This is a genomic window from Azospira inquinata, assembly GCF_018905915.1.
GTDB lineage: Bacteria > Pseudomonadota > Gammaproteobacteria > Burkholderiales > Rhodocyclaceae > Azospira > Azospira inquinata.
The window spans coordinates 2,387,936-2,403,133 of the sequence record NZ_CP064782.1; the positions used below are offsets into that span (position 1 = coordinate 2,387,936).

Annotated in this window: 17 protein-coding genes; 5 read left to right on the forward strand and 12 right to left on the reverse strand. The window is 64.6% G+C overall.

Annotated features, from left to right (window positions below):
• Positions 1 to 60 precede the first annotated feature (60 nt).
• Positions 61 to 756 carry a ribosomal eL19 family protein gene (locus Azoinq_RS10915; protein ID WP_216178415.1) on the reverse strand — a complete coding sequence of 232 codons (696 nt, stop codon included), beginning with the start codon at positions 754 to 756 and terminating at the stop codon, positions 61 to 63.
• A gap of 49 nt (positions 757 to 805) precedes the next feature.
• Between Azoinq_RS10915 and Azoinq_RS10920 the strand changes: the two genes are divergently transcribed.
• A complete protein-coding gene (locus tag Azoinq_RS10920; protein WP_216129164.1) occupies positions 806 to 1,777 on the forward strand; it encodes a LysR family transcriptional regulator in 972 nt (323 codons plus the stop codon).
• Between the two features lie 223 nt (positions 1,778 to 2,000).
• Here Azoinq_RS10920 and Azoinq_RS10925 read toward each other — a convergent pair whose 3' ends face one another.
• The 9 genes from Azoinq_RS10925 to Azoinq_RS10965 all read right to left on the reverse strand — a co-directional run bounded on the left by Azoinq_RS10925 (position 2,001) and on the right by Azoinq_RS10965 (position 10,348).
• Positions 2,001 to 2,396: a DUF1987 domain-containing protein gene (locus Azoinq_RS10925; RefSeq protein WP_216129162.1), complete on the reverse strand. Its 396-nt coding sequence runs from the start codon at positions 2,394 to 2,396 to the stop codon at positions 2,001 to 2,003.
• A 17-nt stretch (positions 2,397 to 2,413) separates the two neighbouring features.
• A complete protein-coding gene (locus tag Azoinq_RS10930) occupies positions 2,414 to 2,968 on the reverse strand; it encodes a SiaB family protein kinase (RefSeq protein WP_216129160.1) in 555 nt (184 codons plus the stop codon).
• 44 nt (positions 2,969 to 3,012) lie between these two features.
• A complete protein-coding gene (locus Azoinq_RS10935; protein ID WP_216129158.1) occupies positions 3,013 to 4,275 on the reverse strand; it encodes a SpoIIE family protein phosphatase in 1,263 nt (420 codons plus the stop codon).
• Positions 4,276 to 4,383: 108 nt separating this feature from the next.
• The gene (locus Azoinq_RS10940; RefSeq protein ID WP_216129156.1) at positions 4,384 to 5,097 is read right to left on the reverse strand and encodes a GGDEF domain-containing protein; all 714 of its coding nucleotides are present in this window, start codon (positions 5,095 to 5,097) and stop codon (positions 4,384 to 4,386) included.
• On the reverse strand, positions 5,094 to 5,477 hold the full coding sequence (locus Azoinq_RS10945; RefSeq protein WP_216129154.1) for a DUF1987 domain-containing protein: 384 nt from the start codon (positions 5,475 to 5,477) through the stop codon (positions 5,094 to 5,096). The genes Azoinq_RS10940 and Azoinq_RS10945 overlap by 4 nt, the downstream gene beginning before the upstream one ends.
• Positions 5,478 to 5,616: 139 nt before the next feature.
• Positions 5,617 to 7,170 (reverse strand): DHA2 family efflux MFS transporter permease subunit, encoded by a 1,554-nt coding sequence (locus tag Azoinq_RS10950; RefSeq protein ID WP_216129152.1) that lies wholly within the window; start codon positions 7,168 to 7,170, stop codon positions 5,617 to 5,619.
• A 12-nt stretch (positions 7,171 to 7,182) separates the two neighbouring features.
• On the reverse strand, positions 7,183 to 8,391 hold the full coding sequence (locus tag Azoinq_RS10955) for an HlyD family secretion protein (protein WP_216129150.1): 1,209 nt from the start codon (positions 8,389 to 8,391) through the stop codon (positions 7,183 to 7,185).
• Between the two features lie 39 nt (positions 8,392 to 8,430).
• Positions 8,431 to 9,870 carry an efflux transporter outer membrane subunit gene (locus Azoinq_RS10960; protein ID WP_216129148.1) on the reverse strand — a complete coding sequence of 480 codons (1,440 nt, stop codon included), beginning with the start codon at positions 9,868 to 9,870 and terminating at the stop codon, positions 8,431 to 8,433.
• The gene (locus tag Azoinq_RS10965) at positions 9,854 to 10,348 is read right to left on the reverse strand and encodes a MarR family winged helix-turn-helix transcriptional regulator (protein WP_232368467.1); all 495 of its coding nucleotides are present in this window, start codon (positions 10,346 to 10,348) and stop codon (positions 9,854 to 9,856) included. The genes Azoinq_RS10960 and Azoinq_RS10965 overlap by 17 nt, the downstream gene beginning before the upstream one ends.
• 300 nt (positions 10,349 to 10,648) lie before the next feature.
• Here Azoinq_RS10965 and Azoinq_RS10970 point away from each other — a divergent pair, with 300 nt between their 5' ends.
• Positions 10,649 to 10,888, forward strand: a complete 240-nt coding sequence (locus tag Azoinq_RS10970) for a hypothetical protein (RefSeq protein WP_232368468.1) — start codon at positions 10,649 to 10,651, stop codon at positions 10,886 to 10,888.
• Between the two features lie 17 nt (positions 10,889 to 10,905).
• Here Azoinq_RS10970 and Azoinq_RS10975 read toward each other — a convergent pair whose 3' ends face one another.
• Positions 10,906 to 11,472, reverse strand: coding sequence for an HNH endonuclease (locus Azoinq_RS10975; RefSeq protein ID WP_216129146.1), 567 nt, complete (start codon positions 11,470 to 11,472; stop codon positions 10,906 to 10,908).
• Positions 11,473 to 11,737: 265 nt separating this feature from the next.
• Here Azoinq_RS10975 and Azoinq_RS10980 point away from each other — a divergent pair, with 265 nt between their 5' ends.
• Complete coding sequence (locus Azoinq_RS10980; RefSeq protein WP_216129144.1) at positions 11,738 to 12,493, forward strand: energy transducer TonB; 756 nt, start codon at positions 11,738 to 11,740, stop codon at positions 12,491 to 12,493.
• A 21-nt stretch (positions 12,494 to 12,514) separates the two neighbouring features.
• On the opposite strand, the gene Azoinq_RS10985 is transcribed toward Azoinq_RS10980, so the two are convergent.
• Entirely contained in the window at positions 12,515 to 13,048 is a 534-nt protein-coding gene (locus Azoinq_RS10985; protein WP_216129142.1) for an NUDIX hydrolase, read from the reverse strand.
• A 302-nt stretch (positions 13,049 to 13,350) separates the two neighbouring features.
• On the opposite strand from Azoinq_RS10985, the gene motA reads away from it, so the two are divergent.
• Positions 13,351 to 14,211, forward strand: coding sequence for a flagellar motor stator protein MotA (gene motA, locus Azoinq_RS10990; RefSeq protein ID WP_216129140.1), 861 nt, complete (start codon positions 13,351 to 13,353; stop codon positions 14,209 to 14,211).
• A gap of 28 nt (positions 14,212 to 14,239) precedes the next feature.
• A complete protein-coding gene (motB, locus tag Azoinq_RS10995; protein ID WP_216129138.1) occupies positions 14,240 to 15,172 on the forward strand; it encodes a flagellar motor protein MotB in 933 nt (310 codons plus the stop codon).
• Positions 15,173 to 15,198 lie beyond the last annotated feature (26 nt).

Consider the following 15,198-nt stretch of genomic DNA (forward strand, 5'->3'; position numbering starts at 1 on the left):
TAGGGGCAGGGAAAACAGATCTATTATTCGTGCTACGTATAAAAGGCCAGTCCGGTGCCCTTAGGTCAGCCTGGGGAACAGGAACGTGGGGCTGACCTGGGAGGCGGGGCCGCAGGCCCACGCCTCCCAGGAGCCAGGAGCCAGGAGCCAGGAGCCAGGAGCCAGGAGCCAGGAGCCAGGAGCCAGGAGCCAGGAGCCAGGAGCCAGGAGCCAGGAGCCAGGAGCCAGGAGCCAGGAGCCAGGAGCCAGGAGCCAGGAGCCAGGAGCCAGGAGCCAGGAGCCAGGAGCCAGGAGCCAGGAGCCAGGAGCCAGGAGCCAGGAGCCAGGAGCCAGGAGCCAGGAGCCAGGAGCCAGGAGCCAGGAGCCAGGAGCCAGGAGCCAGGAGCCAGGAGCCAGGAGCCAGGAGCCAGGAGCCAGGAGCCAGGAGCCAGGAGCCAGGAGCCAGGAGCCAGGAGCCAGGAGCCAGGAGCCAGGAGCCAGGAGCCAGGAGCCAGGAGCCAGGAGCCAGGAGCCAGGAGCCAGGAGCCAGGAGCCAGGAGCCAGGAGCCAGGAGCCAGGAGCCAGGAGCCAGGAGCCAGGAGCCAGGAGCCAGGAGCCAGGAGCCAGGAGCCAGGAGCCAGGAGCCAGGAGCCAGGAACCAGGAACCAGGAACCAGGAACCAGGAACCAGGAACCAGGAGCCGGACCCGGACCCGGACCCGGACCCGGACCCGGACCCCGTGACCGCCCGGCCCTGGATGGCCGGCGTTTTCCCCATTTCTTTTCCTGATCCCTCCCCCTTCCAGGGAGATATTTTTGGAGTGTCCATGGCTGAACTTCCCCTGCATGCTTCGTTTCCCCCGGGAATGGACCGGCTGGAACTGTTGCAGACCTTTGTGCGCATTGTGGAGGCGGGCAGCCTGTCGGCGGCAGCGGCCCAGCTGGGCATTACCCAGCCCACCATTAGCCGCCGGCTCCAGGCCCTGGAGCGCTCCCTGGGCCTGCTCCTGCTCCAGCGCACCACCCACCTCATGCGTTTGACCCTGGACGGGGAGCGTTGTTACGAGCAGGCCCGCACCCTGCTGGAACGCTGGGCCGTCTTTGAATCCGAGCTGCGGGGGGCCCAGGAGGTGCCGGAAGGAATACTGCGGGTGGTGGTGCCCCACGCCTTTGGTCAGGAACTATTGGTGAAGCCCCTGGCGGCCTACCTGGAGCGCCATCCCCAAGTGGCCGTGGAATGGCTGCTCCACGACGATCAGGCCGTCCAGGACTACATCGCGGCGGGTATCGACTGCGCCATTCAACTGGGGAAAGTGGCGGACTCCAGCCTGGTCTGCCTGCCCCTTTCCCAGGTGCCCCGCATTTTCTTTGCCGCCCCATCCCTGGTGGCGGACGGCCTGCCGGATAGCCCGGAAGCCCTGGGTCGCTTGCCCTGGCTGGCTCTGCGTACCTTCTACCGCAATGAGGTGAGTCTGACCCATCGGAGCACGGGGGAAGTGCGCAAGCTGTCCCTGCGCCCCCGCTTCAGTACGGACAGCCTCTATGCCTTGCGTAGCGCTGCCCTGCGCGGGCTGGGGGTGGGCCTGGGCTCCCTGTGGGCGGTGCAGGACGATTTGCTGGCCGGGCGTCTGGTCCAGCTGGCGCCGGAATGGCAGGCCCCCACTTTGCCGGTCAATCTGATCTACCCCTACGCCTCTTTCTACCCGGCCCGGCTGCGGGCCTTCATTAACATCATGCGGGACGCCATGCCGGCGGTGATGCTGGAGGCGGAAGCAGGAACCCCGCCCAGGCCGGGTTGAGCCTGGGCAGGACGGCCAGGAAGAGGCTTTTGCCCCAAGGGGCCCCAGGGACGGGGCTCGGAGCGGGAAAGGCGGGCCAGAGCGGAGAATGCAGTTCGGAGCGGAGAAACTGGGCCGGAGTCGTCGGTTCGGAGATGCCGACCTGGAGCATCCGACCCGACGCCGGGGCCCGCCCCGGCCCCTCACCAAGCCCCGACTTCCCTCCCCGCCCCTGGTGCCGTCCCTAGGTGTTTTCCAAAGCCACGGCCCGGAAATCCAGGGCTTTGAACTCTTCCCGCAGGTCCATGCCGAACTCGGCCATCATGTCGTCCTCCGCATCGTGATACCAGTGGGTGACGATGCGCTTGCCGTTGCTGGCGTTGTTGTGGAGCAGGGAAAAGAGGGCGCGGATGAGCTTGGTGCTGGAGCTGTTGAAATAGGTGAGGTGGAAGTGCATTTCCACCGGCTGGCCCGGGGGCAGCTGGGTCAGGTAGCTTTCCAGGCTGGCCCGGATGGGGCCGTAGAAGCTGATGGCATTTTCCGGGTAGGACTCCCCCTTGATGCGCAGGCAGTTGTCGGCAAAGCGGAAATCCACCTCCGGGGTTTCGTTGGTGGGGGGGATGTAGAGATGCTGTTCCATGGTCTTCCGGTCCTTTCTCAAATCACGGCGCGGAGATAAAGCTCCGCCACGCCATCGTCCCGTTCGGACGAATATACGATCTGGTATTCGATGGGTTCGCTGGATTCCCTGGCCACGGTGAGAAAGCCCAGGCCGGCGCCCTTGCTGATGTCGTCTTCCGCCTCGTGGGCGTCGTTGCGCAGCTGTTCCCGGTAGGCGGTCTTGATTTCTTCCAGGCTCATGCGGCGCAGGGGGTCTAGCTTGGCCCGCAGCCGGTCCACATGGTCCAGCTGCACCGGGTTGCCGCAGATAACGTAGAACTTGCCGCCGAATTCCCCCACCGCCAGGGCCCCCACCTTGGCCCCGTCTTCCCCGTTTTCGGCGGCGTAATGGATGATGTTCTGGGCCATTTCCACAAAGGCGGAAAAGACCTTACGCCGCGCCGTGTTGGGGGCGCCCACGCTGTCCAGGCGCTGTTTCAGTGCGTCGCTCATGGTGCCCACTACATTCTGAGAAAACTCCCCGCTGTAGTAGAAGAGAATGCCGTTCTGGATGGCCCGCTGGCAGAAGTCGTTAAAAACGTCCAGTTTCATCAGGGATTTTCCTTTTTCCACTTTTTCCATGAAGCCCGTTCCTTTCACACCCGGAAACCCAGGGCACTCACGTCGTCCCGGCGGTTTTCCGCCCCCTGGTAGGCGAGCAGGGCGGCCAGCAGGGCCTGGCGCTGCTCGGGCATGGGCAGTTCCCGCATTTCCGCCAGGGTGGCGCAGAGACGGCGCTTGCCGAAGGCGATGCGGCGTTCGCCCCCCAGCTGATCCACGTAACCGTCGGAGAAGAAATAGACCGCCGTGCCTTCCTCCAGAACGCAGCTCTGGTTTTCCCAGCGCTGGTCCAGGGGGGTGGTGGCGTAGCCCACCCCGGCCCGGTCCCCGTTCACCATGTCCACTTCCGCCTGGCCCGGGGCCAGGAGCAGCATGGCCATGTGGGCTCCGGCAAAGGTGATGCGCCGGGTGGCCCGGTCGTACCAGCAGAAGGCCGCATCCATGCCGTCGTCCGAGCCGGTTTCCGTTTCTTCCCGTTCTTCTTCGGCGCTGTGATCCACCTGGCCCAGGGCCTTTTTCACCCGCCGGTTGAGGGCGGCCAGCACCGCTCCCGGGTTCTGGCAGCTTTCTTCCGTCAGGGTGGTTTGCAGGAAGGAGGTCATGATCAGGGTCATGAAGGCTCCGGGCACCCCGTGGCCGGTGCAGTCGAAGAGGGCGGCAAAAAAGCCTTCTTCTCGGGGCAGGAAGTAGAAGTAGTCCCCGGACACCACGTCCCGGGGTTCCCAGAGCAGAAAGTGGTCCGGCAGCTCCTGACGCAGGGCTTCCCGGGAGGCCCGCCCCAGGGATTTTTGGATAATGCTGGCGTAGCCGATGGATTCCATCACCAGCCGGTTTTTTTCCGCCTGCATGTCCGCGATGGTGCGCACCAGATCCAGGCCGATGCCCATGCCCGCGTAGTGGCCGCCCTGGGTAATGATGAAGCCGTCCGCCAGGGTTTTGGTGCCGTTTTCCAGGGCCCGGAAGGACAGGTCTTGGATGGAGGTGTCCCCTTCCACCACCAGGGGGGATTTGTCCATGAAAGCGATGCAGCTCTTTTTCAGGAACAGTTCCCGGTGAAAGGGACGGGCCATGCTCTGCATGAAAATGTTCCGGTTGATAAGGCCGATGGGCACCCCGTTTTCCACCACGGGCAGGCCGATTAGGGCGGGCCGGGTTTCAAAAATGCGGAAGACGCTTTCATTGGTGTCGTCCGGGGCGGCGGCGGGCACTTCCACCAGCAGGCTTTCCGTCAGGTGGCGGGCGTGGCCCGGGCGGGGCCCCCGGGGGGCGGGGGCGAGGGACAGTTGGGCAGGACTCATGGGACTTCTCCGTGGGTGTAGGGGGGCCCTCCCTAAGGGTGGGCGGCCCGGCAATGGCTGAAAAATGAAAAAGGGGAGGGGGCGGGATTTAGCCCGGCGGCGGGGCGGTCATGGCTCCCCCACTTCGATCCGGTTGCGGCCGCCCCGCTTGGCGGCGTAAAGGGCCTGGTCCAGGCGCTGGAAAGCCGGGGTGTAATCCTCCCCCATCTGGCCCAGGGTGACCCCCAGGCTGATGGTGACGGAGAGCAGGTGGTCGCCGCATTCAAAGGGGCTGTCCCCCACGGCCCGGCGCACCCGTTCCGCCGCGGCCCGGGCCTGGATCAGGGAGGGCTGGCGCAGCACCAGGAGAAATTCCTCGCCGCCAAAGCGGCCCAGCAGATCGTCCGGCGCCAGCTGTTCCTGGACCCGTTCCCCCAGGCCCCGGAGCAGCAGGTCGCCAGCCAGATGGCCGTAGGTGTCGTTCACCGCCTTGAAATGGTCGATATCCAGGAGAATCAGGGCGCAGCTGCCGGCGGCCAGGGCTTCGTCCAGGCGCAGGCGGATGGCCCCCTTGTTGAGCAGGCCGGTGAGGGGATCGTGTTCCGCCTGGTAGGCCAGGGTGCTGGTGGCCTGTTCCAGGCGCCGGTTGAGCCGGTTCATTTCCTTTTCCCGCCGGTCGGAAATCTTGATTAGCTGGCGGGTTTCCCGCAGCAGCTTTTCGTAGCCCTGGAGCAGTAGGGGCAGGGCCCCCAGGCGGGCGGCCTCGTCCCCCTGTTCCAGGGCTGCCCGGCTGGCGGCCACCAGGCTTTCTTCTTCCCCGAAAAGATTGAATTCCCCGCTCATGGCTTGCTCCGGGCCTGGCAATCCAGGTGGCGGAATTCGGCGGCCAGATCCTGTTCAAATTCCAGGCTCATTTCATCTTCCGGATCGTAATGCCAGACCACCTGGACCCCGTTTTCCCGGGCCGCCGCCTGATCCAGCAGGGAAAAGAGGTCGAACAGCACCTTGGTGCTGGAACTGTTGAAGTAGGCCAGATCGATATGGACTTCCAGGGGACGGCCGTCCCGCTGCTGTAAATAGCGCCGGGTGGCGGCCAGCAGGGGACCGAAAAAGGCGGCGGCGTTTTCCGGGTAGGCTTCTCCGGCCAGGGAGAGGCGGTGGGCGTCAAAACGGAAATCCACTTCCGGCGTATCGCGGCCGGCAGGGATATAGAGGTTGTCCATGGATAGGGAGTTCGCTAATGCTGGGGACCTGGGAAGGGAGTATGGGGACCACCTATTACGTTTGTATGAAGGCCATGTGACGCGGCCTGCGGCCATAAAAAAACCCGGGGAAACCCCGGGTTTTTGTGTGTTGCTGTCTTCAGTGCTCACCGCCCCCATGACCACCGGCGGTGAAGGGTGGCTTGGCGAACCAGACCACGGGGAGCAGGCAGAGGAAAAGAATGGCGGAGAGCCAGAAAAATTCGTTGGCGCCCAGCATGGAGGATTGGCTGGCCAGGAGCCGTTCCAGCATGCCCCGGGACTGGTCCGGGGTGAGGCCCAGGCCGTTGAGCTGATCCAGGGTCTGGGTCACCGTGGGGGAGTAGGCGGTGAGATGCTCTTCCAGGCGCACGTGGTGCAGGCTGTCCCGCCGGTCCCAGAGGGTGGTGGAGAGGGAGGTGCCGAAGCTGCCGGCCACGATGCGCATGAAATTGGAGAGCCCGGAGGCGTTGGCCACCTGATCCGTATGCAGTCCGGAGAGGGTGATACCCACCAGGGGAATGAAGAACAGGGCCATGCCCGCCCCGTTGATGATCTGGGGCAGCACGATGGTGGCCACGTCCGCCTGGCTGCTGAAGCAGGCCCGCAGGTAGCTCACCACCCCCAGGATAATAAAGGCCAGGGAGGCGTAGATGCGGGGATCCACCTTGTGCATGGTTTTGCCCACCACCGGGGAGAGGAGCACGGAGAGCAGGCCCACCGGGGCGGTGACCAGCCCAGCCCAGGTGGCCGTATAGCCCATCTGGGTTTGCAGCCAGAGGGGCATGACCACCACGCCGCCGAAAAAGACCCCGTATCCCAGGCTGGTGCCCACGGCGCCCACGGTGAAATTGGCCCCCTTGAAGAGGGACAGATCCACGATGGGATGCTTTTCCGTCAGCTCCCAGATGAGGAAGTAGGCGAAGCCCAGCACGGTCACCACCGCCAGGGTGATGATTTGGGGAGATTCAAACCAGTCCAGCTCCTTGCCCTTGTCCAGGAGGATTTGCAGGGCCCCCACCCAGACCATGAGCAGGGCCAGCCCCACCCCGTCGATGGGCAGCTTGCGGGTGGCGGTTTCCTTGCCTTTTAGCACCCGCCAGGTGACATAGCAGGCAATCAGGCCCACCGGGGCATTGATGTAGAAAATCCAGGGCCAGCTCCAGTTATCCGAAATCCAGCCCCCCAGGATGGGGCCGCAGATGGGCGCCACCACGGTGGTCATGGACCATAGGGCCAGGGCCGTGCCCCGCTTCTGGGGCGGATAGCAGGCCAGGAGCAGGGCCTGGGAGAGGGGAATCATGGGGCCGGCCACGGCGCCCTGGATGATCCGGGCCGCCACCAGCAGGCCCAGGCTGGAAGCCAGACCGCAGAGAATGGAGGCGATGACGAAGCCCAGGGTGGCGTAAAGGAACAGGCGTACCTGGCCGATGCGCTGGGCCAGCCAGCCGGTGAGGGGCACGGCGATGGCGTTGGCCACGCCGAAGGAGGTGATTACCCAGGTGCCCTGGCTGGAGCTGACCCCCAGGTCCCCGGCGATGGAGGGAATGGACACATTGGCAATGGTGGTGTCCAGCACCTGCATGAAGGTGGCCAGGGACAGGGCGACGGTGGCCAGCACCAGGGCCATGCCCTGGAGAGGCGCCAGGGGCTGGGGGGCTTGATGGGCGGTCATGGCAAATGCCGATCAGGCGTGGGGCTGGGCCCCGGGGGCTTTGGTCTTGGCCTTGGCGCCCCCGTTGGCGGCGATGATGGCCTGGATGCGGGCATCCGCCTCCTTCAGCTGGGTCTCATACACCGAGGTGGCGTAGGTGCTTTCGCTCCGGGGCGCCTGGGCCACAGGGGCGCCGGAATCGTCCCGGGTATCCACTTCCGCTTCCATGGACAGGCCCACCCGCAGGGGATGTTGCTGCAATTCCTTGGCGTCCAGGGAGACCCGCACGGGCACCCGCTGCACCACCTTAATCCAGTTGCCCGTGGCGTTTTGGGCCGGGAGCAGGGCGAAGGCGGCGCCGGTGCCGGCCCCCAGACCCACCACCTTGCCGTGGTAGCTGACCTTGCCGCCGTAAATGTCGGCGGAGAGGGTCACGGGCTGGCCGATGCGCATCTTACGTAGCTGCACTTCCTTGAAATTGGCGTCCACCCACAGGTGTTCCAGGGGCACGATGGCCAGCAGGGGCGTGCCCGGGGCTACCCGTTGGCCCACCTGGACGGCCCGCCGGGCCACCTGGCCCGTAACCGGGGCCGGGATGATGGTGCGGTGGTAGGCCAGATAGGCTTCTTCAAAGTGGGCGGCGGCCTTGGCTACCGTGGGATGGGTGGCGATCTTGGTGTTGTCCACCTGGGCCTGATTGGCGGCCAGGGCTTCCTGGGCGGCGGCCAGGGCAGCGGCGGCGCTCTTCACCTGGTCCTTGGCGTGGGCCAGTTCTTCCCCGGAGACGGCGCCGCTGGTGCCCAGCTTATCCCGCCGTCCCAGGTCGGCCTGGGCCTTGTCCAGATCGGCCTGACGCTGGGCCACATTGGCCTCCAGCTGGCTGGTGTTGGCGTAGAGGCCGCGTACGTCCCGCACTGCCTGGGCCAGCTGGGATTCGGCCTGATCCATGGCCACCTTGGTGTCCGCCGGGTCCAGCTTGATGACCGCCTGGCCCGCTTCCACCCGGTCCGTGTCGTCCGCGTTGATGGACACCACGGTGCCCGCCACCTGGGGCGTGAGCTGGATCAGGTTGCCCGCCACATAGGCGTCATCGGTGGATTCGAAATGCCGGGCGTAAAGGCCCCAGTAGGCGCCGTAGGCCACGGCCACCAGGGCGGCGGCGGTGGTCAGGGAGAGGAGCAGGCGGCGACGGCGGGCCTGATCGGGGGCAACGGGAGCGGAGGGTTTTTGATTGGCTTCCATGGGAGTTCTCTGTGGGGCTGGGAATAGGGGAATGGATTTTTAGGATTGGGGCCGGGCTTGGTAGCCACCGCCCAGGGCCCGGATCAGGGCCACGGCGGTGTCTGCCCGGCGGGCCTGGAGTTCGGCCTGGAGGCGGCGCTGGGTGAGCACCTGGCTTTCGGCGGAAAGCACGGTGAGGTAGCTCACCAGCCCCTGGCCGTAGCGCTGCTGGGCGGCGCCGTAAGCCTGTTCGGCGGCGGAGAGGGCCTGGGCCTGGTCTACCAGCTGGCGTTCCACGGATTGCCAGGTGCTGACCTGATCCGCCACATCCCGTACCGCATCCAGAAGGGTCTGGTTGTACTGGGCCACGGCGGCGTCGTATTCCCCGTTTTTCAGGGCCAGGTTGCTACGCAGGCGGCCCCCGTCAAAGATGGGCAGGCTGATGGCCGGGCCAAAGGTGCCCGACTTATTCACCCCGTGGAGCAGATTACCCAGGCCGATGCTCTGGAAGCCGGCAAAGGCGGCCAGATTCACGTTGGGATAGAAGGCGGCCTTGGCCCCGGCGATGTCCTTGGTGGCCGCTTCCACCCGCCAGCGTTGAGCGGTGAGATCGGCGCGACGGCCCAGGAGTTCAGCGGGCAGGTCGGCGGGCAGGGCCAGGGGGGCGGCGGGGGCCAGCTTGGGCCGTTGCAGGCTCAAACCCCGGTCCGGACCGGCGCCGGTGAGGGCGGCCAGCTGGTGGCGCAGCAGGTCGATACTTTCCTTGATGGATTCCACGTCCGTCTTGGCGGCGGGCACGGAGCCTTCGGACTGCTTCAGTTCAATGCTGGAATCCAGCCCGGCGGCGTAGCGCTGGCGGGTCAGTTCCAGGATTTTCTGCCGCTGGGCCAGGGTGCGCTGGGCCACGTCCAGAAGGTGATATTGCCGGTCCAGCTGGATATAGCTGCGGGTCACGGCCACTGCCAGCATCAGCCGGGTGGCGGCGCTTTCCGCCTCCGCTGCCTTGGCCTGGGAAATGGCGGCGGCAATGCCCGCCTTGTTGCGGCCCCAGAAATCCAGCTCATAGGAGAAATCCAGGCCCAGCTGGCCCACGTTGTAGGTGGCGCCGCCGTAGGGCGGGGGAATCAGGTAACCCTCGGGAAAGTGTTCCCGCTGGATATTGGTGCTGGCATTGACCTGTACCCCTTCACTGCTCTCGGCCAGGCCGATATAGGCCTTGGCCTGGGCGAAGCGGGCCTGGGCCAAAGTCAGATTGGGGCTGCCCGCCAGGGCTTCCGCCACCAGCCGGTCTAGCTGGGGGTCCCCCAGGTTGTGCCACCAGGTATCCCGGGGCCAGGCGTCATTGCGGGCCGGGGCCTGGGCCAGGGTGACCCGGGTTTCCAACTGCTGGCTGTTGAGCAGTTGGGCCGTGGGTTTCAGGTCACTGGCGCAACCGGCCAGGAGCAGGGCCAGGGCGGCACCGGAGAGGCAGCCGAGGCGTCGCTTAGGGATTGGGGTCATGGGGGAGTTCTCCGTTGGCAGCCGCTGCCCCGTTGGCCAGCATACGGCGCAGGAAGTCCCGGAACAGGTCCAGTTCTTCGGCGCTGAAGCCTTGTAGATGCAGGCTGAGGACGCGGATGATTTTATTGACCAGGGCCGGGTAGATGTCCCGTCCGGCCGGGGTGAGTTTGAGGTGAATGATGCGCCGATCCGTGGCACTTCGTTCCCGGGCGATGATGCCTTTTTCTTCCAGGCGATCCAGCATCCGGGTCATGGAGCCCGTGTCGTAGTTCATGCAGCGGCACAGGTCCGCTGCCGTCTTGGCCCGGCCGTGGGCCAGGGACATGAGGATGGGCAGCTGGGCACCGGTCATCCCCAGATCGGCCATTTCCGCATCCATGCTCTGCACCAGCCGGTTTTTCACCGAGCTGAGGAGATAGCCGATGCTGTCGTCCAGGGTATAGGTTTCCGGGGTATAGAGGGGTTCGCTGTCGGGCATGGGGGAAAATGTCAGCCGGGTATCTGTCTCGGCATTTACTGTTATGGCAGCAATTATTTGCTGCCTGGGCAGTGATTGTCAAGGAGGAAAATGGGGAAAAGGGCGGGTGCAGACGAGCGGCATTGGAAGGAAAAGCCCTTCCTGCGCCCATCCCCAGCCCATCTCCAACTCTTTTCCGGGGCGAGCCACCGGGCTGGGGCTGCGTTGAGGAAGGACCGTAGGGGGCGGGGCCCTTTCCCCCGAACCGGTTCTTCGGGAGAATAGGGGGCTGGCCCAGCCTTTGGGCGTTTGGAGTTTGTCATGTCCCAGTCCGTCACCGTCAATCCTGAAGATCCTTCCCTGCCCGTGTGGCGCCGGGATGACGGCAGCCCCGTGTCGTGCACGGAAAAGGTGAAGGTGCTCAACGAAAACTTCCGGGAATTGCGCCAGATGGCTCAGGATGCCCTGGAAGACGGCCTGCTCATGGGCTGTAGCGAAGATCAGCTGCGTCAGGCCCTGACGGAAATGGTCCAGGCCCTGGAGAACCCCTACCAGTCCTGACGTCTGGCAGCGCCGCTTCAGGCCGCCAGTAGCCGGGAATTGGCGGGCAGCAGGGCGGCGAGGAATTCCATCTGGTCCGCCAGAATGCGCCGGTTGGCCAGAATCAGTCCCTCGTGAATGGACGGGGCATAGGGCACATAGCGCAAGGTCATGCCCGCCTGCTCCGGCGTGCGGGCGCCCTTCCGGTTGTTACAGCGAAAACAGGCGGTGGTGCAGTTATTCCAGCTGTCCCGCCCGCCCAGGGCCAGGGGCAGGATGTGATCCCGGGTCAGGTCGCCGCTGCTGAAATGTTTGCCACAATAGGCGCAGGTCTGCCGGTCCCGGTGGAACAGGGCGCTGTTGGTCAGGGCAATGGTCTGGAAGCGCCAGGCCAGGGGATTGCGCCCCCGCAGGGCGAGAATGCTGCTGATGGTAATGGCGGAGGGCAGGCCGGTATGCCGGTTGCGACCGCCATGGAAGGTGAAGTGAAAGTCCCCCAGCTGGCGCGCCACCCGTCCGGCGCACTGATGGACCACCGCCTCCTGCCAGGTGAGCCAGGCGTAGGGGTAGCCGGAGACATCCAGGGCCAGGATCAGGCGGTCCATGGTCGGTCTCCTGGAGACACGGCCCTTTGCCGGTTCCCGAATTGGGGATCCATGGGCCCGGGGGCACTCCCCGTTACCGGGCAGGAATGGGTAAAACCAAGCAGCATGGCCAACTCCCTGGAACACCTGATGGCCCACAGGTTAAACCAAAGGGGCTCTCCTTTCCAAGAAAACCCGCCGCCTCAGAGGCTTATGTCCGGATATGGATTGGTTTTCGTAAAATCGTTTGGCATAATTTTGAGCCAAAAGCGGGGCGGAGGTGACCATGGAGGCGGAGACGGGAAGGGGCGATCTGGGCCGGGCTTTGCTGGTTTCTCTGGCGCTCCATGGGGCCCTGTTCAGCGCCGCCTGGCCCCTGTTGCAGCAGGTGGCCGCCAGCCGGAAGCCCCTGGTGGTGGCCCTGGGCCGTGCCGCTACGGAGAAGGGGGCTGCCCCGGTGCCGGAGGGGGCGGAGAAAAAAGCCCGGCCTGCCCCGGCAAAACCGGCACCGGCACCCCAACCTGGGCCTATCCCGGGGGAGGCCCGGGTATCCGTGAGGGGGGCGGGGCCCCAGGGGCAAGGGCTCAAGGCCCCGGCGGCTGCGCCGGATGGTTCGGAAGCCACGGCTCCAATGACGTCGCCTCGCCCCGGGAAGCCTTCCCCGGATGCCAATGCAGTTATAGCAGCGCCCCAGGTCCCTCCTTCCCCTTCCGGTGGGGCTGGCCGGGAACAGGCCCTGGGGCCGGTGGATGGGGCGGGGCTGCGGCGCTATCGCATGAACCTGGCTCTGGCCGCCATGGGACGCTATGGTCGCGATGGTGGCCGCCCCTTGCCTGCCGACCTCAGGGGCACGGTGGTTCTGCGCTTACGCCGGGGCATGGGGCCTTTGACGGTGGCGGTGGCGGAATCCAGTGGCGACCCTGTCCTGGATCAGGTTGCCCGGGAACTGGTGCAGGCCGCCGGGGCGGAGGCGTCCCTGCCCCCCTCCCTGGGGGGCCTGGATTTCACCTTTACCCTGCGGTTGAGTTTTGGCGAGGAGTAGCCCTTGCTACCCCGGCTGCCTTTAAAGAGGCCCCAGGTCCAGGGTATGGACCTGAAAAGTGCCCCGGCGCAGATCGGCGTAATAGCATTCCATGGCGAAACGTACGCTGCGGAAGGCCAGATCGTCCCAGGGAATGTCCGTTTCCTGGAAGAGGGCGGTTTCCAGGCTTTCTTCCCCGGCGCCGTGGGCGGCGGACTGGAGCTGGCCCCGGTAAAAAAGATGGACCTGATTAATGTGGGGGATATTCACCAGGGCTTGCAGTGCCCCGATCTCCACCTGGGCGCAGGCTTCCTCCAGGGTCTCCCGGGCGGCGCCCTGGGCCGTGGTTTCGTCGTTTTCCATAAACCCGGCGGGCAGGGTCCAGAAGCCCACCCGGGGCTCAATCCCCCGGCGGCAGAGCAGCAGCTGGTTTTCCCAGAGGGGCAGACAGCCCACCACCACCTTGGGATTTTCGTAATGGATGGTGCCGCAGTGGTCACAGACATCCCGGGGGTGGGTATCCCCGGGGGGAACGCGCCGGGTAAGGGGGGCGCCGCATTGGGAGCAGAAGTTCATGGCGAAGCGCAGGACAGTGATGGGCGGTAAGGGGGTGGGCCCGGGCTGCGTCCCGGAAGCTTTTTCCCGGCAACGCCCCGGGGGAACGTTGCCGGTTAGTGTAATCCAAGAGGTGCGGGCCTTCCCAGGGGGGCCGGAGGACAGGTAAAAATCCCGGGACGGTGGAGTCGGGGGGGCGGAAGGGCCTGAAAACCGGGAATTTTGTCTTTGCGCCCCCCGGTCCTAAGCCGTTAGAATAGGATCACCAGAAAACGCCTGGAATCCCCGTGGGGAGGGATATCCGGACGCCTTGAGGGGTTTTCATGCTTGTCATTGTCGGTTATGTGATCGTTATTGCCTCCGTGCTGGGGGGCTTTGCTCTGGCGGGCGGGCACCTCCATGCGCTTATTCAGCCCAATGAGGCGATTACCATTGTGGGGGCCTCCCTGGGGGCTTTCGTGGTGTCCAACCCGCCCAAGGTGATCAAAGCCACCCTCAAGGCTGTTCCGGCGGCCCTGAAGGGAAGCAAGGGCAGCAAAGCCCTCTACATGGATCTGTTGGCCATGTTGTATGAAATCCTGGCCAAGGTGCGCAAAGAAGGTTTGATGTCCATTGAAGCGGATGTGGAATCCCCGGACCAGAGCCCGATTTTTGCCAAATATCCCAATATTGTCTCGGACCACCATGTGGTGGAGTTTTTGACCGATTACCTGCGCATGATGGTGGGGGGCAATCTGAATGCCTTCGAAATCGAAAACCTCATGGACAACGAAATCGAAACCCACCACCACGAGGCCCATCAGCCCGCCGCCGCCATCGCCCAGGTGGCGGACGCCATGCCGGCCGTGGGTATCGTGGCCTGTGTGATGGGGGTGGTGCACACCATGGAATCCGTGGGCATTCCTCCGGCGGAATTGGGCAAACTGATTGCCGCCGCCCTGGTGGGGACCTTCCTGGGGATTCTGCTTTCCTACGGTTTCGTCGGCCCCCTGGCCACCCTCATCGGACAAAAGGCGGAGGAAGACGGCAAGATTTACCAGTGTATGAAGGTGGTGCTGCTCGCCTCCATGTCCGGCTACGCTCCCCAGGTGGCCATTGAATTCGGACGCAAGGTGCTGGTTTCCGTGGATCGTCCCAGCTTCTCCGAGCTGGAAGAAGACATCAAGAGCCGCAAAAACAAGTGAGGCCCCAGCCTCCTAACGGATATCTGCCATGAGTGACGACTCCCAACGCCCCATTATCGTCAAGCGCATCAAGAAAGGCGGTGGCGGGCACCACGGTGGCGCCTGGAAAATCGCCTATGCGGACTTTGTAACGGCCATGATGGCCTTCTTTCTCCTGATGTGGCTGCTGGGTTCCACGGCCAAGGGGGATTTCGAAGGCATCTCCCAATATTTCAAGGCGCCCTTGAAGATGTCCCTCACCGGGGGCGGTGAAGGGACGGGGGATTCTTCCTCCGTGATCAAAGGGGGCGGTCAGGATCTGACCCGCCAGGCCGGTCAGGTGAAGCGGGGCGACATTGAGGCCAAGACCAAAACCTATGCGCTGAAGGAGACCAATGCGGAATTTAAGCGCAAGGAACGGGAGATGCTGGGGCAGGTGAAGGGTCGGCTGGAGAAAATGATCGACAGCAATCCCTCCCTGAAGCAGTTTAAGAGCCAGTTGTTGCTGGACATTACCAGCGAGGGCCTGCGCATTCAGGTCGTGGACGAGCAGAATCGGCCCATGTTTGACCTGGCCAGCGACCAGCTCAAGCCCTATACCCGGGAAATTCTGCGTCAGATCGGCAAGGTGCTGAATGAGGTGCCCAACCGGGTCAGCCTGGCCGGTCACACCGATGCGGCCCAGTATGCGGGGGGCCAAAAGGGCTTTTCCAACTGGGAACTGTCGGTGAACCGGGCCAACGCCTCCCGGCGGGAACTGATTGCCGGGGGCATGGACCAGAACAAGGTACTGCGAGTGGTGGGCATGTCTTCCACCGTGCTTTTTGATAAGAACGACCCCCTCAATCCCATCAACCGGCGCATCAGCATTGTGGTGCTGAATAAACAGACGGAAGAGGATTTCCTCAAGGAAGACCGGAACGAAATGGACGTGGGGGCGGACAATGGGGCCGCTGCCGTCCCGGCGGCTGCTAAGCCGTGATGGCGGCGGTCATCAACATGAATAAA